At 66.5% G+C, this 22,013-nt stretch carries 11 protein-coding genes, 1 tRNA gene and 4 pseudogenes; 8 read left to right on the forward strand and 8 right to left on the reverse strand.

Going from position 1 to position 22,013, the window contains the following annotated elements:
* Positions 1-187: 187 nt before the first annotated feature.
* The 8 genes and pseudogenes from ACETMP_RS14370 to ACETMP_RS14405 form a co-directional block, all read right to left on the reverse strand.
* Positions 188-535: a hypothetical protein gene (locus ACETMP_RS14370; RefSeq protein ID WP_375161440.1), complete on the reverse strand. Its 348-nt coding sequence runs from the start codon at positions 533-535 to the stop codon at positions 188-190.
* Complete coding sequence (locus tag ACETMP_RS14375) at positions 535-1,572, reverse strand: hypothetical protein (protein WP_375161441.1); 1,038 nt, start codon at positions 1,570-1,572, stop codon at positions 535-537. The genes ACETMP_RS14370 and ACETMP_RS14375 overlap by 1 nt, the downstream gene beginning before the upstream one ends.
* A complete protein-coding gene (locus ACETMP_RS14380) occupies positions 1,565-2,935 on the reverse strand; it encodes a hypothetical protein (protein WP_375161442.1) in 1,371 nt (456 codons plus the stop codon). Before ACETMP_RS14380 ends, ACETMP_RS14375 begins: the two co-directional genes overlap by 8 nt.
* 11 nt (positions 2,936-2,946) lie before the next feature.
* Positions 2,947-4,140, reverse strand: a pseudogene (locus ACETMP_RS14385) (condensation domain-containing protein); the annotation flags it as partial.
* 219 nt (positions 4,141-4,359) lie between these two features.
* The gene (locus ACETMP_RS14390) at positions 4,360-6,774 is read right to left on the reverse strand and encodes an SDR family NAD(P)-dependent oxidoreductase (RefSeq protein WP_375161443.1); all 2,415 of its coding nucleotides are present in this window, start codon (positions 6,772-6,774) and stop codon (positions 4,360-4,362) included.
* Between the two features lie 14 nt (positions 6,775-6,788).
* The gene (locus ACETMP_RS14395; RefSeq protein WP_375161444.1) at positions 6,789-7,592 is read right to left on the reverse strand and encodes a polyketide synthase dehydratase domain-containing protein; all 804 of its coding nucleotides are present in this window, start codon (positions 7,590-7,592) and stop codon (positions 6,789-6,791) included.
* A gap of 98 nt (positions 7,593-7,690) precedes the next feature.
* Positions 7,691-10,564: pseudogene (locus tag ACETMP_RS14400) on the reverse strand (acyltransferase domain-containing protein); the annotation flags it as partial.
* Between the two features lie 647 nt (positions 10,565-11,211).
* A tRNA-Gln gene (locus ACETMP_RS14405) sits at positions 11,212-11,286 on the reverse strand.
* A gap of 252 nt (positions 11,287-11,538) precedes the next feature.
* Here ACETMP_RS14405 and ACETMP_RS14410 point away from each other — a divergent pair.
* The 8 genes and pseudogenes from ACETMP_RS14410 (at position 11,539) to ACETMP_RS14445 (ending at position 21,884) form a co-directional block, all read left to right on the forward strand.
* Positions 11,539-13,317 carry an acyl-CoA dehydrogenase gene (locus ACETMP_RS14410; protein WP_375161445.1) on the forward strand — a complete coding sequence of 593 codons (1,779 nt, stop codon included), beginning with the start codon at positions 11,539-11,541 and terminating at the stop codon, positions 13,315-13,317.
* A 267-nt stretch (positions 13,318-13,584) separates the two neighbouring features.
* Positions 13,585-15,240 carry a bifunctional metallophosphatase/5'-nucleotidase gene (locus ACETMP_RS14415; RefSeq protein WP_375161446.1) on the forward strand — a complete coding sequence of 552 codons (1,656 nt, stop codon included), beginning with the start codon at positions 13,585-13,587 and terminating at the stop codon, positions 15,238-15,240.
* A gap of 133 nt (positions 15,241-15,373) precedes the next feature.
* Positions 15,374-16,303, forward strand: a complete 930-nt coding sequence (locus ACETMP_RS14420; RefSeq protein WP_375161447.1) for a histone deacetylase family protein — start codon at positions 15,374-15,376, stop codon at positions 16,301-16,303.
* 75 nt (positions 16,304-16,378) lie between these two features.
* Positions 16,379-16,629: pseudogene (locus tag ACETMP_RS14425) on the forward strand (exodeoxyribonuclease VII small subunit).
* Positions 16,630-17,214: 585 nt separating this feature from the next.
* Complete coding sequence (dxs, locus tag ACETMP_RS14430; protein WP_126256656.1) at positions 17,215-19,143, forward strand: 1-deoxy-D-xylulose-5-phosphate synthase; 1,929 nt, start codon at positions 17,215-17,217, stop codon at positions 19,141-19,143.
* A gap of 184 nt (positions 19,144-19,327) precedes the next feature.
* Positions 19,328-19,882 (forward strand): nucleoside 2-deoxyribosyltransferase, encoded by a 555-nt coding sequence (locus ACETMP_RS14435; RefSeq protein ID WP_375161448.1) that lies wholly within the window; start codon positions 19,328-19,330, stop codon positions 19,880-19,882.
* Positions 19,883-19,908: 26 nt separating this feature from the next.
* Positions 19,909-20,643 (forward strand): TlyA family RNA methyltransferase, encoded by a 735-nt coding sequence (locus ACETMP_RS14440; protein WP_375161449.1) that lies wholly within the window; start codon positions 19,909-19,911, stop codon positions 20,641-20,643.
* Positions 20,636-21,884: pseudogene (locus ACETMP_RS14445) on the forward strand (class I SAM-dependent RNA methyltransferase). The gene ACETMP_RS14440 and the pseudogene ACETMP_RS14445 overlap by 8 nt, the downstream one beginning before the upstream one ends.
* The last annotated feature ends 129 nt before the right edge of the window (positions 21,885-22,013 follow it).

The raw sequence follows: 22,013 nt of genomic DNA on the forward strand, positions 1-22,013 counted from the left end.
AGCACAGGACGTCGTCCGCCCCAGCATCTGGGTCGCTGCTCCCGTCGCGCCGTTTGTTGGCAAGCGAAGAGCTCAACCCTCAAGCCCCCTGCCTGCTTGCTGCACGATACGACCGCTGCCCATTAAGGGTCTCAGTTCCATTGATTGGAATCCACATGCAAGAACCGGCTCCCGTCACGCGCCGGACTCAGGCTTCGATGACCGCTTCAAGTCCAAAATCGGCGAGCGTTCGAGAAACCAGCAGGCGAAGCTCGTCGGCCGTGGTTGGTGTGGGGCGCAGCTGGCAGGCCTCGATGCAGAGGGACACTTGCTTGTCGTAGCGAGAGGCCACGACGACGAGGTGTCCATGGGAACGCTCCAGGTCCTGGCGTGTGACGTTGACATCGACGGCTCGTGTCAGCAAGTGCCGGCACGGCGCGCCGTCGATGCGCGCGAGCCCTTCCGGCAGCATTCCCAGGTCGGAACAGCTTACCGGCAGCTCATCAGAATAATCAAACAACCCGTTCACAAGCGTCTTTGCCGCAGTGCGGGGCATCAAGCGATGGCCGGGAGCAACGACGTCAGCACATCGGTCTGACTTTTCCGCGCGCCACGAAGCAGCGCCCTCGCGGCATTCACGGGCTCCAGATTCCTGGTCAGCCCTTCAGGCGCGACGTTCATCATGTGAAATTCGATCGCCAGCGCTCGTTCGTCGGCCAGCCCCCGCCTTCGGCTTCTAGGGACAAGCAGGCTGACAGCGCCATCCGAGAAACGGCGGCGGCCCAGACTCGATGCCAGGGACGCCACGAAGCCCGGCAGCAGCGTATTCATGCCACCACCAAGCCGCTGCTCGCACGCTAACCAGGCCCGCGAATCAACAGTCACCGCAACAGCTGGAAGCTCCACGATCGCTGAGGGGTCGTGACCCGCCGCGACGGTTGCAAGCGCCGGGCGCTTTGCGGGAGCGGCGAGCCTGTGCCGGTTCGTGTGTGCGATCCGGGCGAGAGCGGCAACCGTCTGCGGAGCGTCGGCGAGGATCTGCCAGGCGTCTGACAGGCACGCGACCAGCGGCCCGCGGGCGCCTTTGGGCAAGTAGGGATTCGGGACGCCTGTGCCGTTCACGGCAGACGCGATGACGCGCAAGGCTCCCATCCCATCGAGCAGCAGATGCGATCCGACGATGCTCACGGCTGTGCTGCCATCGTCGAATGGCTGGATGGCCATTCGACCGGCGGGACCGATGACAGGATGGATCGGGGCGCGCGCGTGCTGATCGGCCCACTGCAGCAACCGCGATCGGGGCAGCGGGTCCGAAATCTGTTCGAACGGAACGGACCTTGCCGCCGGCTTCACCCAACGTGGCCTGCCCCAGGGTAGAGGTGACGGCTCAATGAGCCGATTGAAGGACAATGCCGTGAGCCGTTCATATGTTTGCACCAGCGCGGCGTGGTTCACGTCGCGATCATAGAGCCAGAGGCATTGCATCAACTGGCTCCGGCCGGTGACCCGGAACAATTCATAGGCAAGTTGGTCCAGCCAGGCGAGACGGTGCCGCGTGGGTGCGGGGGTGCCGGCCGTGCTCGCCTCAAGCATCAAAAAACTCGCCAGCAAGCTCGTAGTCAGCCAGGAGACCTACCACGAGCGCACGAAGATGCCGAGGCTCCGTGACCACGCCAGGCTGATAGGCGACGAAGCTCAGGGCGATATATCCAGGTATGACCCCGGCGAAGAGCGTCGCCACGCCTTGACGCGCCTCGATCGCGCGGCGCGCGACCGCGCGGTCGATACCGCGAAAGCAGATCCGATCGGACGCGTTGCCATCGATCTGGAATACGTCATTGGGCAAGTCGCCCAGGTTCGAACACGTGACCGGCAGGTCGGCGAGCGCACCAAGCGCCAGACGGCTGGCAGCCGAAAATGCGCGTCTGGGCACAAAGGGCACCAAGGGCAGCATTGCGGCAAGTCGATTCGGCTTCCGTCTCGTCCGCAGCAGCGTAGCCTGCAGACGCCGCTGCAACGCATCCAGGCGCCCGCGCAGTTCGTCGACACGCACCTTCACGGTGGCGAGCGCGACGTCATTTCCGCCGGTGTGCGACAGACCTTCGCGCTGGTTCACGGGAAACAACAAGGTCACATCATCGCCTCGGACGCGACCGAGTGCCTCGGCGAACGCCGCGGTGATCGCGGCCAGAAGCGTAAGCCGGCCGGCGCCGCGACTCCGTGCTTTGGCGTCCCAGACCAAGGTCGGAACGCGTATGAAGGCCGACGGAAACACGACAGTCTGGTCATCTGCAGCCGCCACCACTGGCAATGCAGCGAATGTCTTGGACGTACCGAGCGAGGTGTACGCCGTACGGGCCAGCTCGCCGAGCGCTCGAAACGTCGCCGGTGCGTCACGCACCATGCGCTGGAGCTCGGCACCGAGCGTTGTCGCGGAACGCTGTCCCCCCCAATATCCAGGACAGGCTGGCAGCCGCCGCTCTCCACGCACGGCGTCGCTCACGGCGGCTGCAATCGTCAGTCCGTCTGCGATGCAGTGCGACGCCACGAGCGAGACCACCGTGGAACCATCGGTAAAGGTCTGGATCGTCAGGGCCCATGCCGGTCCGCGCACAGGGTCCAGTGGAAGCGCCACCTGCGCGTCGGCCCACGCCTGCATCGCCCTGGGGGCGAGCGGCGGCTCCGCGGCCGCCAAAGCATCCGACGGCAGTGGCGCGCCGGCCCATTGATGGCGTCCGAACGGAAGCAGCGCCGGCCGGATCAGTCGCGCCAGATGACCGTGCGCGAGATTGTCTCGAAACCGTGTCAGCGCGTCCATATCTACGGGCCGCAGATAGCGCCACAACACCTGGATCACCGCATGCTGCCCAAGCGAGACATGCGCGAGATAAATCGCCTGATCTGCGAAGGACAAGAATGCCGGCGACATGCTCGACACGTTCGCCGGGTGCGCCATCGCCCGCGTCATCATTCACGACCGACATCGGAGTACGTCGGCATCAACACGTCGGCGGCCCGGCGGCATGCGCCCGCAAACGTCTCGACATAGCGGTGCATCGATGCACGGGCCGTCTCGTTGGCCGGATAGGCCGCCGTGAGCGAGAGCCCACGTTGCGTACGGAACAACCAGATCGCAACCTGCGCGGCGATGCCCTGGTTGATATAGACCCTGCCATTCGCCTGATGCCATTCGCGGGCAATCTGCGCGCTGAGCGGAGGAACGTTCACATCCATATAGGATAGCATGACGCCCCCTGAGGCAACGGATCCGACCGTCGGCAATCCGGCCGCCAGTTCCAACACGAGCTCGATCGGCAGCTCGGCCAGGCTCATCCGTTCGTCAAAGTTGCGCTGGGCCATCAAGGCAAGTTCAGGAAACTTTCGCTGTTGCACGTCGAAGTCGATCGGCACCACTCCCACGCACCAACCGCTTGTCCTGAATGCCTTTGGCGATCTTCGCGTCGTCGTGGGCGTGACGACACTGTAGTGCGAGCGGCCAGCCAATTCCCGTTCGGTCAGCGCTGCGCACGCCAGCAGACCGCCGATCGCCCGCGCGCCGGCCGCACGGCACGCGGACTCGAATGCGTCCATCACGGTGTCCTCGAGGATGTCCACATGCAGGTACTCCGCGTGATAGCGATCCTCCGGCACACCGAGCGGCAAGGCGAAAGTGGGCATCCGGCCGCCGTTGCGGTACAGGAACGCGATCCATCGGTTCACCTCGGGATCCGCCAGCGTCGTCGCGGCCGCCCGCTGGCGCTGAGTGCTGCAGTAATCCAGATAGCTTCCCGGCGACCCCGGCTGAAACGGCCTCTCGCCGTCGAGCACCGCGCGATACGCTGAGCGGATCTCCGTCATCAGGAACGCTATGACGGTCGCATCGGCGTGCAGATGGTCGATGCTTGCGAAGCAAGTGAACCCGCTCGCACGCTGGAGAATGCCAAATCGAAAGCAATCCCATGCAAACGGCGCTGGAGTTGCCATGACATGTTTCTGCCAATCCTCCGCGCACGCCTCGCCCAGCGTCCAAGGCTCCATCTGGATAGTCGCGGGGTCCGGGAGTACGTGCCGTACGATTGCGCCACCACGCTCTTCGAACCAGCTGTGATAGGTGTCGTGCCTGCGCAGATGCGCGGTCACCACATGAGTCATGGCTCTGAGGTCACACCTTCCGGGCTCGTCCCCACGACGACGAGCAGCCGCGCCATCGCCTCGTGCCGCTGCTCACAGGCACGGAAAGCGTATAGATGCTGTTCCTGCTCGTAGCTCGGCAATACGGGAGACACCGGTGCGCGTTTCGCACTCTCCATCGACGCAGCAGACGGACGCCACAGCGTCAGCACCGCCGGAGGCCCTGACCAATCGTGCAGCGGACGCAGATCAGTCACGGGCATCTGCTCCAGCTGACTGCGATTTCTGCAGGGCGCCACTCAACGTGTCCGCAAGTGCACGCACGGTCGTCACGTTCACGGAACGGAGCCGGATACCTGTGTCGGCCTCGAGCGCAATCAGCAGCTGGAGCGTCCCGAGCGAGTCGAGGCCGTAATCGAAAAACGAGCGGTCCGGATTCACCGTGCGGCGCAAGATGACACCGAGATGCTCGATGATCAGACGCCTCAGCAGGGCCGGCCGCTCGTCGGGCGGCGCACGTCTCAACTCCATGCGCAGGCGGCGCGCCGGTTCGGCCTTTGCCTCTGCGACCTGCGACATCGCCGCCGCGAACGGGCTGCGCGCGGCGAGCGCCGTCAGCCACGGGGCGCCGTCGAGATGGGCGTATGCGGCATACCCGCGGTCGTGCCGCAGCAGCGTCTCGAATGCGTAAGCACCGTCGCGCGGCTCGATCATTCGCGCATCGCCGCGGGCCGAGAGATGCGCACCGGCGCCGATATCCGCCCACGCCGCCCAGGCGATCGCCGAGGACGGCAGCCCCTGGGCGCGCCGCCATTGCGTGAATGTGTCGAGCCACCCGTTGGCGGCGGCGTACGCGGACTGCCCAGGCGAACCGAACAGCGCCGCAACCGATGAGAAACAGCAAAACCAGTCGAGTTGCTGCTTCAGCGTCGCCGCATGCAAATGCCAGGCGCCTTCGACCTTGGGGGCCCAGTTTCGATGCAGCTTCTCGTCTGTCACGGAGGGGAGGATGCCGTCCTCGACGACGGCGGCAGCGTGCAGGACACCCCGCAGCGGCAGGCCGGTCGCCGTGGCAGCTCCGACAACGCGCCGTGCAGTCGATGGCTCCGCGATATCGGCACTTATCACCTGCACTTCGGTGCCCCGTGCTTTCATCGCGCTCAGCACGCTCGTCGCCGCCTCGGTGGGCTTGGCGCGCGCATTGAGGATGATGCGACCGGCTCCGGCTGCGGACATCGCATCAGCGAGGAACAGGCCGAGCCCGCCAAGGCCGCCGGTGACGATGTAGGCACCATCGGGTCTGAACGGTGTGAACCGCTCCGGCGCCGCCGGCACGCGGAAACGGCCGGTCGTTGGAACGGTGAGCACGAGCTTTCCGGTGTGGCCGGCGCCGCCAACAACGCGAATGGCGTCAGCCGCATCGGCGAGAGGATAGGTCGCGATGTTCGGCAGGGGTAGCCGCTCCTCCCCGACACGACGCATGACGCGCGAGAGCAGTGCCTGCACGCGGGCCGGAGCCGTCATGCACATCTGCGCGAGGTCGACGGCAAAGAACGAGAGGTTACGCTTGAAAGGCGACAGTTCCAGCCACGTGCCCCCATAGATGTCCTTCTTGCCGATCTCGACGAAGCGCCCGCCCGCCGCAAGGAGCTCCAGGCCGGCACGCTGGGCCACGCCCGTGAGCGAGTTGAGAACGACGTCCACACCGTAACCCGCCGTGTCCTGCCGGATCTGCTCGGCGAATGCCACGGTTCGAGAATCGTACACGTGGCGGATGCCGTCGGCGCGCAGCAGCTCTCGCCGCGCCTCGGAGCCCGCTGTTGCGAATATCTCTGCACCAGCCGAGCGGGCGATGGCCACAGCCGCCTGCCCGACGCCGCCGGTCGCCGAATGAATGAGCACCTTGTCGCCGGGCCCGATCCGGGCCAGATCCTCGAGGCCATACATGGCCGTGGCCGTTGTCGTGAGAAGGGCGGCCGCTTCGGCATCCGTGAGCGCGCGGGGTATCGCGACCACCAGGCGTGCATCGCAAGTCAGATACGTGCCCCAGGCGCTCCCGCCGCAGAGCCCGGCGACGCGGTCGCCGACGCGAAAGGCCGAAACACCAGGGCCGACGGCCGTGACGACGCCGGCGAAGTCCAGGCCGAGCCCCTGCGCACGGCCATCGAGTGAGGGATAGCGGCCAAGGGCGACGAGCACGTCCGCGAAATTGACGCTCGTGGCATGGACGGCGACCTCCACCTCGCCGGCGCCCGGCGCACGCCTCTCGAAGGCGGCCATCTCCAGGCTCTGCAGGTCACCGGGCACGCGGATCTCGAGGCGAAGACCATCGCGGGCCGCGTCGCGGTCCACCATGCGGCGATCGACGTGGCCGAGCGGGCTTCGCTGCAATCGTGCGACATATGCGCTCGCTCCGCGCAGCGCCGTTTCGTCCTCGTCCGAACCGCTCAGCAGCTGAGACCGAAGCAATGACACGTCCGCCTGCGGGTTCACGTCGATCTGGGTGGGATGGAGCGCGGGAAGCTCGGCACCGATTGCTCGCAGCCAGCCACGCACACCGGCATGCGCGAGCTCAACGGTGTCGTCCGGCAGCACGCGTTGCGCCAGACATGTCACGACGAACAGGCGGGGCCGCCGCTCGCATTGACCCAGCGCGTCCGTCACGTCGATCAGGCTGCTTATGTTCGCCCGGGATACGTCGGGACTCGCCGGCTCATTGCCGCGTGGCAAGACCACCACCACAGCTCCGGGGCGATGCTGATGCAGAGCATCTTCGATCTGCCCGCGCCATGCGCCCCCTTCCCCGCCGCGGCGCCGCTGAGGATGCGAGACTTGAACCCGCGCTCGCGCAGATTCCCGTCCAGATCCGACATCAAGCGGTGTCCCGCAGCATCGGCCTCGAGCAGCAACCAGGCGCCATCCTCCGGCCTGACCGTGGCTCGAGGGATGTCCCATGACTGCCAGGTGATGTCGAGCAGGCGCGAGTTGCAGGCGACGGCATCGGCATGCTGCTCGGCCGCGCCGCTCCCCATTGCCAATCCCTCGACACTGAGCAGCACGCGACCGGAGGCGTCGAGCAGATCGATGTCCACCTCGACGTGCAGGGCGTCGACCGCGACCAGGCGGGTCAGGCAATGGGCCGCGTCGGCGTCCGTGCGGTGGAGCCGCAGGCTTCGCACCGAGAGCGGCAGCAGCAAGCGCCCGTTTGTCTCCGAAACCACCCGGGCGAACGCCCCGACGGTCTGGAAGCACGCGTCAAGCAGCACGGGATGCACCGTATAGCCCCGCGCGCTTGTTCGGAACGAGGTCGGCAGCCGAAGATCCGCAAAGAGCGAAGCGCCGTCCGCGGATAATTCCAAGTCCGGGGCCAGTGCGCGAAATGACGGGCCGTACTGGATGCCCTGCGAGTCGAACCACCGCCACACCTCGTCCGCCGCGACGGATGTCGCGTGAGCGGCGCGCAGCGCGGCTACGTCGTGCACGGCCGGCGGCTTTGCAGCGGCCGCGCCAGAAAGCCGGGCGCTCGCATGGACCCGCGCTTCGCTCTCCGCCTGGCTCTCGAGGCCTGAAACTCAGCTCACCCGGCCGGTCCGGCACTGCCGTGCAGACGATCGGCATCGATGGCTCCAACCGCAACGCGTGGTCGAATGTGATGGTCTGCACTTCGACGAGCGACGTGCCAAGGACCGTGCGCGCGGCAGCGAGCGCCATTTCACAGAAGGCAGCGCCCGGGAAGAGCGGCGTTCCGTTCACCCGGTGGTCCGCAAGCCAGGGATGGGCATCGAGACCAACCTCGCAAGCCCAGATGTGGCGCTCCGGCTCTTCGTGCAGGACGCGGTGGACGTTCAACAGCGGATGCGTTGACGGCAGGTGATGCGGACCTGCGGCCGGCGTCGTGGGCGCAAGGAACAGGGGATAGTGCGTCCAGGCCGGCAGCGGCAGGTCGAGCAGCAGGCCATCCGGATAAAGGACGTTGAAATCGATCGCTGCGCCGGCGACATAGATGGCGCCGACCAGGTCCAGAAGCCCGTTGTGCATGGGCTCGCCGCGGGTCATCGACGGAAGCGCGCGGACGGCGAAGTCCGTTGCGGAAGCATTCTCCAACACCGCGTGGGACACGATGGGATGTGGCGAGAGCTCGACAAATACGCGGTGACCGTCTTCGAGCGCCGCCTGCACAGCGGGACGGAAGCGGACCGCTTGCCGAAGATTGTCGATCCAGTAAGCGCCATCGCAAACGGGGGCCTCGCGCGGATCAAGCAGCACGGTGCTGTACATCGGTGTGTGCGGACTGTGCGCAGTCACTCCCGCAAGGCGCTCCGACAGCTGCGCGAGGATCGGCTCCACTTGCGACGTGTGCGAGGCCACATCGACCGCGACCTCGCGGGCGTACCGGCCCTCGGCCTGCCAGGCGGCGACGAGGCGCTGCACGGCCGCGGCGGCGCCCCCCACCACCGTCGAGGCCGGTGCAGCCAGTACGGCGATCTCGACGTCGTCGATCCGCCGGCGCGCAAGATCGTCGCGAACCGCCGCCGGCGTCATCCCGACCACGGCCATGGCACCCGATCCAGCGAGCGTTTGGCACAGCATGGCGCGATGACAGATCACCCGCACGCCGTCTTCGAGCGAGTGCCCCGGCCACGACTGCCGCGGACGCTTCGCCCATCGAATGGCCGATCACCGCCGACGGCACCACGCCCTTGGCCTTCAAGGACGCCGCCAGCGCGACCTGGATGGTGAAAATGGCGGGCTGGATCCGTTCAATGCCGTCGAGTTGCGCGGGTCGACGCAGGGCATCGGTCACCGAGAAGCCGCAGAGGGTCTGAATCAGAGGTTCAATGGCGCCAACCATTCCGGCGAAGACCGGGTCGATGTCGATCAGCGCCGCGCCCATTGACTCCCACTGCGAGCCCTGTCCGGAGAATACGAAGACGGGACCGCTTCCGTCATGGTCGGGCCAATCTGCATCGATGGATTGATCGGCCGCCAGCCCGCGCAACTGCGCTGTCAGCTCGCCGAGCGTTGTCGCAATGAGCGCGTGCCGGACCGGCCGGTGCCCGCGCCTGCAGGCGAGAGTCCGCGCGACGTCACTGGGGCGATGATGGCCGGCGCTCGCGTCCAGCCAAGCGGCAAGCCGCCCGGCCGAAACGCGAAGCGCTTCCGGCGAGGTCGAAGACATCGGAAACAACCACGGCTGCTCGCGTGCTCCGGCGGCTTCCGGCGAGAAAGATGAAGCTGGCGCGTGAGGCGCTTGCTCGAGCACGACGTGGGCATTCGTGCCCGACATTCCGTAGGACGATACGGCCGCGCGGCGGAGTCCGTCAGCGCCGGTCGAGGGCCAAGGCGCGGTGTCCGTCGGGACGAAAAGCCGCGTCTCGATTGGCTGGAGATGCGCAGGCAGCTGATGGAAGTGAAGGGATCGCGGCACGACGCCATGTGAAAGCGCGAGCGTCGCTTTGATCAGACCCAGGACGCCCGCCGCCGATTCCGCGTGGCCGAGGTTGCTCTTGAGCGAGCCCAGAGCACAGGGCGACTGTCGCCCATACCGCGATGAGAGACTTTGGTACTCCTCGGTATCGCCCACCGGCGTACCGGTGCCGTGCGCCTCGATCATGCCGACGGACGAGGGATCAACCTGCGCCTCGGCAAGCGCGCGATCGATCACCGCGATCTGGGCCGCGCGGGAAGGCGCCAGGATGTTGTGCGTGCGACCGTCCTGGTTGACGGCACTACCGCGGATGACCGCGAGCACGCGATCGCTATCGCGCAGGGCGTCGCTCAATCGCTTGAGCATCACCACCCCAACGCCTTCGGCGCGCACGAAGCCGTCGGCGCGCGCGTCAAACGCATGACAACGCCCTGTCGGCGACAGCATGCCGAGCCCTGACGCCGAGGCGAATGTCGTGGGCGAGAACATCAACATGGCCCCGCCGGCAAACGCAACGTGGCACTCGCGCGCGAGCAGGCTGCGCCGAGCCGCGTGCACGGCGACGAGGCTGGACGAGCAGGCCGTGTCCATGCTGATGGCAGGACCCGTGAGCCCCATCGCATGGGCGACCCGTCCCGACGCCATGCTGAAGGGCGTTCCCGTGAAAGCGTAGGCGAGGCCCATTGCACCCGCGTCACGCGTGACCTGCATGTAGTCCTGATGCGAGAGGCCGAAGAACACACCGGCGTCGGTCCCGAACAGGCGGCGCGGATCGCGACCGGAATGTTCGGCGGCCTCCCAGGTGACCTCGAGCAGCAGCCGGTGCTGCGGATCCATGGCGAGGGCCTCGGGTTCGCCGATGCCGAAAAAGCGATGATCGAAGCCCGACGGATCGTCGAGGAAAGCGCCCCAGCGCGAAACCGAGCGGCCCGCCACGCCTGCGACAGGCTCGTAGTAATCGTCGGCATTCCAGCGCTGCGGCGGAATCTCCTCCACGAGGTCGGCGCCTGCCAGGAGCGCCCCCACAAGGCGTCCGGGGAGTTGATATGTCCCGGAAGCCTGCAGCCGATGCCGACGACAGCAATCGCAGTCACAATCAAGACCTTGTTTTTGTAAGATTTATCGATCCAAATCAATACATGCCGGATCACGTTATTGATCCCTCGATCGATCGTCCAGCCCGCAGACTGCTGTCGGCTGCACTGGGGATCCTGGGCGCATCATCGTCACGTGGCAAATCGATCAGGCGGTGATTGCCGATCTTTGCGCGCCAGGCGGCGCCGCGGCCGGCATCGGCGCGCACGCGGCTTGGCCTGCAAACCCCCGCTGCGATGAACGCCATCGACAGCAGAGCCGCGGAAATGTGATCACCGTGCTACCCGGCTCGCTCGACGGACAGCGTGTCGATAGGAGAGAAGATGGTGCGCGCGGGAAGAGCAGCTTGTGTCCCGCGACGACATCGTGGGCGCCCAGCAGCGCCGAGGCCCGGAATGCTTTCTTGTCGTCGGCCCATGCTTGTCCAAGATCGAACTCTGAGGAGCTCTTGGTCGCCAGGGCCAGGCGGCCGAGCGTGTTAGGTGCCGTCGGCGACGACATGGAGCATCGTCCCGGTGTGAGCCAGCGCCAGATGCACCGGGCCGGTTTCGTCAGAATTTCAGCGGAGGGGAAGTTCTTGGCTGGGGCGGGAGGGATCGAACCTCCGAATGGCGGAATCAAAATCCGCTGCCTTACCGCTTGGCTACGCCCCATCAGGCGACCGAGGAACGACGGAAGAACCGGCCCCGCAGATTCCCCTCGGTCGCAGCCGGTCTATAGGGAGAGGGGCGGCATTTCAACCGCCTGGAGGGTCAAAATACCACACCGAGCCGCCGATCCGCCACGCCGCACTCCGTTGTGGAGAACCCGGAGGATCCGGCAGGCGCCCGGCCGGCCTGCCGGCCATTGAGACCGCCCCCGTTTCGTGAGAATACGGCGCCAATATTTGTCCACGGGAGTGAGCCATGACCTACCGCGCGCCGATCAATGACATGCTGCTGTCGCTCAACCATGGCGCCGGCCTCAAGGCTGCCGTGGAGGCCGGTCACTACGGCGATTTCGACGCGGACATCGTCGCGGCGGTGCTGGAGGAGGCCGGCAAGTTCGCAACCGACGTGCTGGCGCCGCTCAACAAGGTGGGCGACGAGCACGGCATCAAGCTCGGCGACGGCAAGGTCACGACCGCGCCGGGCTGGCCGGACGCCTACAAGCGCTGGACTGAGGGCGGTTGGAACGCGGTGTCCGGCCCCGAAGATTTCGGCGGCCAGGGCCTGCCGATCGCGATCAACGCCGCCTGCACCGAGATCTGGAGCGCGGCCAACGTCGCCTTCGGCCTCTGCCCGCTGCTGACGGCCTCGGCGATCGAGGCGCTGGACGCGCATGGCAGCGACGAGCTGAAGAAGATCTATCTGGAGAAGCTCGTCTCCGGCGAATGGACCGGCACGATGCAGCTGACCGAGCCGCAGGCCGGCTCCGACGTCGGCGCGCTGCGCACCCGCGCCGAGAAGCAGGCCGACGGCACCTATCGGATCAAGGGGACGAAGATCTTCATCACCTATGGCGAGCACGACATGACCGACAACATCGTGCATTTCGTGCTGGCCCGCCTGCCCGATGCGCCCGCCGGCACCAAGGGCATCTCGCTGTTCCTGGTGCCCAAATTCATGGTCAATCCCGACGGCTCGCTCGGCGCGCGCAACGACATCTTTGCCAGCGGCGTCGAGCACAAGCTCGGCATGCACGCCTCCCCCACCTGCACCATGACCATGGGCGATCGCGGCGGCGCCATCGGCTTCCTGATCGGCGAAGAGAACCAGGGCATGCGCTGCATGTTCACGATGATGAATCAGGCCCGCCTCGGCGTCGGCCTCGAGGGCGTCGGCGTTGCCGACCGCGCCTATCAGCAGGCGCTGTCGTACGCCCAGGAGCGCAAGCAGGGTCGCGCGGTGGGCAGCAAGACCGACGGCTCGGATGCGATCTTCGTTCATCCCGACGTCAAACGCATGCTGATGCGGATGCGGGCGCAGACGGCCGCCGCGCGCACCATCTGCTATGCGACCGCGGTCGCGATCGACGTCTCGACCCGCGCCAAGGACCCGAAGGTGCGCACTGAAGCCGCCGCGCGCGCGGCGCTGCTGACGCCGATGGCCAAGGCCTATTCCACCGACATCGGCAACGAGGTCGCCTATCTCGGCGTGCAGATCCATGGCGGCATGGGCTTCATCGAGGAGACCGGCGCAGCGCAGCACTACCGCGACGCCCGCATCACCGCGATCTACGAGGGCACCAACGGCATCCAGGCGATCGACCTCGTCACGCGCAAGCTCGCGGCCAATGGCGGTGCCTCGGTGTGGGCGCTGCTCGACGAACTCGCGGCCACCGTCAAGAAGGTCGAGGCCTCCAACGATCCCGCTTTCGGCACCACCGGAGCCAAATTGCGCGAGGCGCTGGAGGCGTTGGCGCGCACCAGCAAGTGGCTGCTGGAGCGCGTCACATCCGCGCCGAACGATGCGCTCGCCGGTGCGACGCCTTACTTGCAGCAGTTCGGCGCCACGCTCGGCGGCTGCCTGCTCGCGTCCGAAGCGCTCGCCGCCAAGGCCGACGGCAACACCGACGCCGCGCGCTACGTCTCCCTCGCGCGCTTCTTCGCCGAGAACATTACCGTGCAAGCCGGCGCGCTCGAGCGCACGGTGACGGAGAGCGCGGAATCGGTCGCGGCGGCGGATGCGGTGCTGCTGGGATAGGTTGTTTGATGTGTCCCGGACGCGCTGCAATGCGTCGCTGGGCAGAGCCGGGACCAATGGCAGGGAAGAGATCGCGGCGAGATGGGCCCGGGCTCTGCAGCGCACCGCTGAAGTAGCGCTGCGCTGCGTCCGGGGCACGAGAGGCAACCCGGCCCGAGTCACGACGCCGCCGCCTCCGCCTCTCTCCTTCGACGACGTCGCGATCCCCCCGGGATGACGGCGCGAAACGTTCGTGAAATCTTCGCGCCGAACGATTAATCTGGCTCCATGCGATACAAATCCATCTTCGCCGCACTCGCCCTCACCTGCGCCCTTCCCGCCGCTGCCCAGACCGCCGCACCGATCGAGCTGCGCGTCCTCGCGATCAACGATTTCCACGGCAATTTGCGGCCGCCGCCGGGCGGCATCCGCATCGGCGATCCCGAGGACAAGAGCAAGAAGGTGGTGGTGGCGGCTGGCGGCGCCGAATACATGGCGACGCTGGTCAAGCAGCTGCGCGAAGGACACAGGAACACGATCTTCGTCGCCGCCGGCGATCTGATCGGCGCGAGCCCGTTCCTATCGGCGATGTTTCACGACGAGCCTTCGATCGAAGCGCTCTCGATGATGGGGCTTGCGATCACCTCCGTCGGCAATCACGAATTCGACGAGGGCACGACCGAGCTGCTCAGGATGCAGAACGGCGGCTGCCATCCGGTCGACGGCTGCCAGGGGCCGCATCCCTTCACGGGCGCCAAATTCCGTTATCTGGCGGCATCCACGATCGAGACCGCGACCGGCAGAAGCGTGCTGCCGCCCTACGAGATCAGGGAGTTCGACGGCATCCCAATCGCCTTCATCGGGCTGACCTTGAAGGAGACCGCAGGCATCGTCTCGCCATCGGGCATCAAGGGGATCGAATTCCGCGACGAGGCCGAGACGGTGAACGCGCTGGTGCCGCAGCTGAAGGCGCGCGGCGTCGAGGCCATCGTGGTGCTGATCCACCAGGGCGGCGAGCCCGCCGGCGACTACAACGAATGCCCCGGCATCACCGGGCCGATCGTCGACATCGTGAAGAAGTTCGACCGCGCCGTCGACGTCGTCGTCAGCGGTCATACGCACCGCGCCTATGTCTGCGATATCGACGGGCGGCTCGTCACCAGCGGCGACAAATACGGCACGCTGGTCACGGCGATCGACCTGAAGCTCGATCCCGCGACACGCGACATCGTCAGCGCCAGGGGCGAGAACGTCCTCGTCGCCAACGCCTCGCTGGCGAAAGACGCGGAGCAGACGGCGCTGATCGAGGCCTACGACCGACTCTCGGCGCCGATCGCCAACCGGCCGGCCGGATCGGTGACGCAAACGCTGTCGCGCGTGCCGAACGAGGCCGGCGAGAGCGCACTCGGCGACGTCATCGCGGATGCGCAGCTCGCCGCGACCAAGGACGCCAAGGATGGCAGCGCGGTCATCGCGCTGACCAATCCCGGCGGTATCCGCACCGACATCGTGCCGAAGGAGAACGGCGCGATTTCCTTCGGCGATGTCTTCGCCAGCCAGCCTTTCCGCAATCGCCTCGTCACGATTACGCTGACCGGCAGCCAGCTCAAGGACATGCTGGAGCAGCAATGGCTCGATCCGAAGCGGCCGCGGATCCTCCAGGTCTCGAACGGATTCAGCTATGTCTGGGATGCGTCGAAACCATTCGGCGAGCGCGTGATCCCCGAGAAGATGACGCTCAACGGCCGGCCGATCGAGCCCGGCAGCGGCTACCGGGTCACGCTCAATGATTACCTTGCCGTCGGGGGCGACGGTTTTACCGTCGCCCAACAGGGCACGTCGCCGCAATATGGCGGTTACGACGCCGACGCGCTGTTCGCGTTCTTCCGGGCGCACGGGCCGATCGGTCCGCTGCCGCCGACCCGCATCCTGCGGGTGAATTGATCCAGGTCAAACGGCCGGCCCGGGACGCCCCTTTGCCATTGCCCACCAAGCGCCTAGATTGGGTTTTGCATTGCGTTTTGGCGCCGGATGCGCCAAGCGACGACGAAAGCCCGTTTCTTGTGAGGCCGACCTGATGAGCACGCTTCTCCTTTCCCACAAGGCCTGCCTCGACCATGTCACCCCGCCGGGACACCCTGAAAGGCCGGATCGCCTGCGTGCGGTGGAGGAGGCGCTGTCGCATGAGCGCTTCCAGTTCCTGGCGCGCGATCAGGCGCCGGAAGGCGATCTCGATCTCGTCACGCTCTGCCACAACGAGCACTACGTCACCGAGCTGCGTCACATCGCGCCGGCCAGCGGCCAGGTCTATATCGACGGCGACACGTCGATGTCGCCGGGCACGTGGGAAGCGGTGATGCGCGGCGTCGGCGGTGCGGTTGCGGCGACCGAAGCGGTGATGGCGGGCGAGCATCGCAACGCCTTCGTCGCGGTGCGCCCGCCCGGGCATCACGCCGAGATCGGCAAGCCGATGGGTTTCTGCTTCTTCGACAACGTTGCGATCGCCGCGCGCCATGCACAGCGCAAGTACGGCATCAAGCGCGCCGCCATCGTCGATTTCGACGTGCATCACGGCAACGGCACGCAGGACATCTTCTGGTCGGACCCGACGGTGATGTACTGCTCGACGCACCAGATGCCGCTGTTTCCGGGCACCGGCGCCAAGAGCGAACGCGGCGACCACGACACCATCGTCAACGCGCCGCTCGCCTCCGAGGACGGCGGGCCGGAATTCCGCTCCGCGTTCGAGAACTTGATCCTGCCGCAGCTCGAAAAATTCAGCCCCGAGCTGCTCGTCATCTCCGCCGGCTTCGATGCGCATTACCGCGATCCGCTGGCCTCGCTGAATCTGCGCGCGGAGGATTATGCCTGGGTGACGCGCAAGCTGATGGATCTCGCCGACAGGACCGCCGGAGGGCGTGTTGTCTCGGTGCTCGAGGGCGGCTATGACCTGCAAGGATTGAAAGAATCTGTTACGGCGCATGTCGGCGCCCTGATGGGCGCCTGAAAGCACTCGCCACATTAAGCCCGCAAAATCCGCTTTCACTGCCGGGCTAAGCGAATCGGGCAATCGGAAACGGATATGGCCGAAAACACCCAAGTCGACGTCTCCAGGCTCACCTTCGAGCGCGCGATCGAGGAACTCGGACGATCGTGAAGCGGCTCGAGGATGGCAAGGTGCCGCTCGAGGAATCCGTGACGATCTACGAGCGCGGCGAGGCGCTGAAGCGCCGCTGCGAGGAACTGCTGCGCCAGGCCGAGGCGCGGGTCGACAAGATCACCACCGATGCCAACAGCCAGGCCGCCGGCACGGCGCCGCTCGACGTTCAATAGGCCGGGCCACTATCCATTTTTGACGGCGCCCGGTGAAATGTCTTCGCTGGGCTGCCATGTCCCCATGATTACGCCGGCGTGCCCGCGAGGGACCCCGATCCCATGACGGTGGGCCGGGATGGCCCGGCTCCGAACGGTTCCTTGGGGTGGGAGGGCGCTCCAACCGCGCGAAAAACCTGACAAGGGACAGGGCAAACCTGGAACCCGGGCTCCCGCGCCACGGTTAACCACTCTGGCCGCCGGTTGCACCTGCATACCCCTAATCGGTCCGGCGGGTTGGCTTTGGCCTCAGCTTTGGTGTAAAGCTGCGCGGAGTGTGGCTTTTTGCAAGCCTTGCGTGGGCATCGATTACCGACGACAAGAGCTTCAAACTGCTAATGAAATTGGCTTGGGACGGACGAAGCCGATCTAAGTGACAGGGATCACAGAGACTGAACCGGAGCGCACTTAAGCTTACCTAAGCTTGAAGACGGGGCTTTGCCCCATGCAGGTGGCTCCGACGGTTAGGACTCGCGCTGCGCCGATATTGTGCAAACCCATCGCGCACCGGAACGACCTTCCGGCGCTGACAAATTGGAAATCGCCGTGAACGCATACAGTAAAACGCCGCTTCTCGACACCATCCGGACGCCGGAAGACCTGCGCAAGCTCAAGGTCGAGCAGGTTCGCCAGGTCGCCGACGAGCTGCGGCAGGAGACCATCGATGCTGTCTCGGTGACCGGCGGTCACTTCGGGGCGGGCCTCGGCGTGGTCGAGCTCACCACCGCGATCCATTACGTCTTCGACACGCCGCGCGACCGGCTGATCTGGGACGTCGGCCACCAGGCCTACCCGCACAAGATCCTCACCGGCCGGCGCGACCGCATCCGCACCCTGCGCACCGGCGGCGGCCTGTCCGGCTTCACCAAGCGCAGCGAGAGCGATTACGATCCGTTCGGCGCCGCGCATTCCTCGACCTCGATCTCCGCGGGCCTCGGCATGGCTGTGGCGCGCGACCTCTCCGGCGGCAAGAACAACGTCATAGCCGTCATCGGTGACGGCGCGATGTCGGCCGGCATGGCCTACGAGGCCATGAACAATGCGGGTGCGATGAACTCGCGCCTGATCGTCATTCTCAACGACAACGACATGTCGATTGCGCCGCCAGTCGGCGCCATGAGCGCCTATCTGTCGCGCCTCTACTCCGGCAAGACCTATCGCACGCTGCGCGATGCGGCCAAGCAGATCAACAAGCGCCTGCCCAAGATCATCGCCAACCGCGCCAACCGCGTCGAGGAATATTCCCGCGGCTTCATGATGGACGGCGGCACCCTGTTCGAGGAGCTCGGCTTCTACTATGTCGGCCCGATCGACGGCCACAATCTCGACCACCTGCTGCCCGTGCTGAAGAACGTCCGCGACATGGAGACCGGCCCGATCCTGGTGCACGTCGTGACGCAGAAGGGCAAGGGCTACGGCCCCGCGGAAGCATCCGCCGACAAGTACCACGCCGTCGTCAAGTTCGACGTCGCCACCGGCACCCAGGCGAAAGCCAAGCCGAACGCGCCGGCCTACCAGAACGTGTTCGGCCAGAGCCTCGTCAAGGAAGCCCAGAAGGACGACAAGATCGTCGCCATCACCGCGGCAATGCCGTCGGGCACCGGCGTCGACATCTTCAACAAGGCCTTCCCCGACCGCACCTTCGACGTCGGTATCGCCGAGCAGCACGCGGTGACGTTTGCCGCTGGCCTCGCCACCGAAGGCTACAAGCCGTTCTGCGCGATCTACTCGACCTTCCTGCAGCGCGGCTACGACCAGATCGTGCACGACGTCGCGATCCAGAGCCTGCCCGTCCGCTTCGCGATCGACCGCGCCGGCCTCGTCGGCGCCGACGGCGCGACGCATGCCGGCTCGTTCGACAACGCCTATCTCGGCTGCCTGCCCAACATGGTGATCATGGCGGCGGCCGATGAGGCCGAGCTCGTCCACATGGTGGCGACCCAGGTGGCGATCAACGACCGTCCGAGCTCGCTGCGCTATCCGCGCGGCGAAGGCCGCGGCATCGAGATGCCCGAAGTTGGCATTCCGCTCGAGATCGGCAAGGGGCGCATGATCCGCCAGGGCAGCAAGATCGCCCTGCTCTCCTTCGGCACGCGCCTCGCCGAATGCGAGAAGGCCGCCGACGAGCTCGCCGCTCACGGCCTGTCCACCACGATCGCGGACGCGCGCTTCATGAAGCCGCTCGATACCGAGCTGGTGCTCAAGCTCGCCCGCGACCATGAGATCCTGATCACGATCGAGGAAGGCTCGGTCGGCGGCTTCGGCTCGCATGTCGCGCAATTCCTGACCGACCAGGGCGTACTCGACAGCGGCATGGTCAAGTTCCGCTCGATGGTGCTGCCCGACGTGTTCCAGGATCACGACACGCCCGCCGCGATGTACGCCCGCGCCGGCCTCGACGCCAAGGGCATCGTCGCCAAGGTGTTCGAAGCGCTCGGCAAGGACGTCAAGGCCGAGACGGTCAAGCTGGCTTGAGCCGGTTCACCTCTCCCGCTTGCGGGAGAGGTCGACGCGAAGCGTCGGGTGAGGGCTCCATCCTCTGGGAGATCGTCCCGGTGCCGAGACAACCCTCTCCCCAGCCCTCCCCCGCAGGCGGGGGAGGGAGCAGACCGCCCACTGTGGCTTGCGCCCCTGCCCAAATTTTTCCGGTTCTGACTCCATGAAGATCTACCTGGCAGGTCCCGACGTGTTCCTGCCGGATGCCATCGAGATCGGCCGTCGCAAAGTCGATGTCTGCGCGACGCACGGTCTCACCGGCCTCTATCCTCTCGACAACGCAATCGACGTCGCCGCACCCGACGCCGCGCGGCAGATATTCTGCGGCAACGACGCGATGATGGACGAGGCCGACGCCATCATCGCCAACCTCACCCCGTTCCGCGGCGCCGGCGCCGATCCCGGCACCGTCTATGAGCTCGGCTACATGGCCGGCCGCGGCAAGTTCTGCCTCGCTTATTCCAATGACGGCGCCACCTATGCCGACCGCCTCAGCCGCTTCATGGACGTCACGTCCGAGGACGGGCGGCTGATCGACGCGCAGGGCCTGATCGTCGAGGATTTCGGCCTCGTCGACAATCTCATGATGATCCACGCGCTGGAGCTGCATGGCTGCCCGCTGGTGACGCCGGCCACGGTACCCATCGACGTCTGGCACGATCTGGCCGCGTTCGAGGCTTGCGTCCGGATGGCAGCCGCGCGATTGATCGCTACATAAGCCTTTCAGTCGCCTCCGGAGATCCGATGTCCCCTGCCCGCAAGCGCGCGGATGTGTTGCTGGTCGAGCGCGGCCTGTTCGAGAGCCGGGCGCGGGCGCGCGCGGCGATCGAGGCCGGCCTCGTCAGGGCCGACGACAGGCAGGTCGCCAAACCGTCGGAGACGATCGCCGAGGACGCGGTAATCCAGGCCGAGCCCGCGCATCCCTACGTCTCCCGCGGCGGCGTCAAGCTCGCCGGCGCGCTGGAACGCTACAGAATCGAGATCGAGGACCATGTCTGCCTCGACGTCGGGGCGTCCACCGGCGGTTTCACCGAGGTGCTGCTGGCGAACGGCGCGAGCCTGGTGTTCGCCGTCGATGTCGGCACCAGCCAGCTGCATCCCTCGCTGCGCGACCATCCCAAGATCGTCTCCATGGAGGAGACCGACATCCGCAGCTATGAGGGCAAGCGCCTGCCGGCACGGCCCGATGTCGTCGTCATCGACGTCAGCTTCATCTCGCTCAAGACGGTGCTGCCGGTGGCGCTGTCCCTCGCCGCCGCGCCGATGAGCCTGCTGGCGCTGATCAAGCCGCAATTCGAGGCTGACAGGAAGCACAACAAGAAGGGCATCGTCCGCGACGCCGCCGTGCACCAGGCGATCTGCGACGACATCGTGGCCTTCGCGGCCTCGCTCGGCTGCACCGACATCGAGGTATTCCCCTCGACGATCGCGGGCGGCGACGGCAATGCCGAATTCTTCCTGGGCGCGCGCCGTGGTTGAGCGTCTGACCATCGATCATGTCGGCCATCGCGGCGACGGCGTCTGCCCTCACCACGGGCGATGCCGTCTACGTGCCCTATACGCTCGGCGGCGAGACCGTCGAGGTCGATCACGTCGTCGGCCACCATCCGGATCGCCGCAAGCTGCTCGCGGTCGATGTCGCAAGCCCCGAGCGCATCGAACCGTTCTGCCCCCATTTCGGCGTCTGCGGCGGCTGCGCGATCCAGCATTGGGCGGCAGAGCCCTATCAGGCCTGGAAGCGCGGCATCGTGGTGGAGACGCTGGCGCAGGCCGGCACCGATTGCGAGGTGGCGCCGCTGGTCGATGCCCATGGCGCCGGCCGTCGGCGCATCACGCTGCACGGCCGCTTCGGCACGCATGATGTTCTCAAGGTCGGTTTCTCGGCGACGAGCTCGCACGACGTCATCCCGATCGATCGCTGCCCGATCCTCGATCCCGCGCTCGACGGCGCGCTCGATGCCGCCTGGGCGCTCGCCGAACCGCTGACGTCGAAGATGCCGGTGACCAAGCCGCTCGACATCCAGGTCACCGCCACCGCCAACGGCCTCGATGTCGACGTGCGCGGCTCCGGGCCGCTGCCGACGCCGCTGGTCACGGCGCTGTCGCGCGTTGCCGAGCAGCACCGCCTGGCGCGGTTGACGCGGCACGGCGAGCTCGTGCTGCAGCGCCTGCCGCCGACGGTGAAGATGGGCCGCGCCGAGGTGACGCTGCCGCCGGGCTCGTTCCTGCAGGCGACGGTGGCGGGCGAAGAGACGCTCGCCGCGCTTGTCACCGAGCGCATCGGCAAGGCCAAGGACGTTCTCGACCTCTTCTGCGGCGTCGGTCCGTTCGCGCTCCGGCTCGCCGAGAAGGCGCGCATCACCGCTTACGACAACGACGCCGGCGCCGTCGCAGCGCTGGCGAAGGCGGCGCGCACACCGGGACTGAAGCCGATCAAGGTCGAGCCGCGCGACCTGTTCCGCCGCCCGCTGGTGCCGCAGGAGCTGCGCGATTTCGATGCCGTGGTGTTCGACCCGCCGCGGCAGGGCGCGCAGGCGCAGGCCCTGAAGCTTGCCGCGAGCAAGGTGCCCGTCGTGATCGCGGTGTCCTGCAACGCCGCGACCTTTGCCCGCGACGCACGGCTGCTGATCGACGGCGGTTATCGGCTGGAGGCGGTGGTGCCGGTCGATCAATTCCGCCACACGCCGCATGTGGAGCTGGTGGCGCGCTTCACGCGCTAAAGCATGATCCAAGAAGGGTGCGCAGCGAGATCATGCGCAAACAACGACCTGGAGCGCGATGAGGATTCATCCAGATCTCATCGCGCTCCAGCCTCGGCGCCCGGTCTTGATTCCGGTCAATCGTCGCAG

The organism is Bradyrhizobium dasycarpum (assembly GCF_042019905.1).
Lineage (GTDB): Bacteria > Pseudomonadota > Alphaproteobacteria > Rhizobiales > Xanthobacteraceae > Bradyrhizobium > Bradyrhizobium japonicum_B.

Coding starts and splice junctions, on each gene's coding strand:
- ACETMP_RS14435 (WP_375161448.1), top strand. CDS start 19,328: ATGAAGATCTACCTGGCAGGTCCCGACGTGTTCCTGCCGGATGCCATC.
- ACETMP_RS14380 (WP_375161442.1), bottom strand. CDS start 2,935: ATGGCGCACCCGGCGAACGTGTCGAGCATGTCGCCGGCATTCTTGTCC.
- ACETMP_RS14420 (WP_375161447.1), top strand. CDS start 15,374: ATGAGCACGCTTCTCCTTTCCCACAAGGCCTGCCTCGACCATGTCACC.
- ACETMP_RS14415 (WP_375161446.1), top strand. CDS start 13,585: ATGCGATACAAATCCATCTTCGCCGCACTCGCCCTCACCTGCGCCCTT.
- ACETMP_RS14440 (WP_375161449.1), top strand. CDS start 19,909: ATGTCCCCTGCCCGCAAGCGCGCGGATGTGTTGCTGGTCGAGCGCGGC.
- ACETMP_RS14410 (WP_375161445.1), top strand. CDS start 11,539: ATGACCTACCGCGCGCCGATCAATGACATGCTGCTGTCGCTCAACCAT.
- ACETMP_RS14370 (WP_375161440.1), bottom strand. CDS start 535: ATGCCCCGCACTGCGGCAAAGACGCTTGTGAACGGGTTGTTTGATTAT.
- ACETMP_RS14375 (WP_375161441.1), bottom strand. CDS start 1,572: ATGCTTGAGGCGAGCACGGCCGGCACCCCCGCACCCACGCGGCACCGT.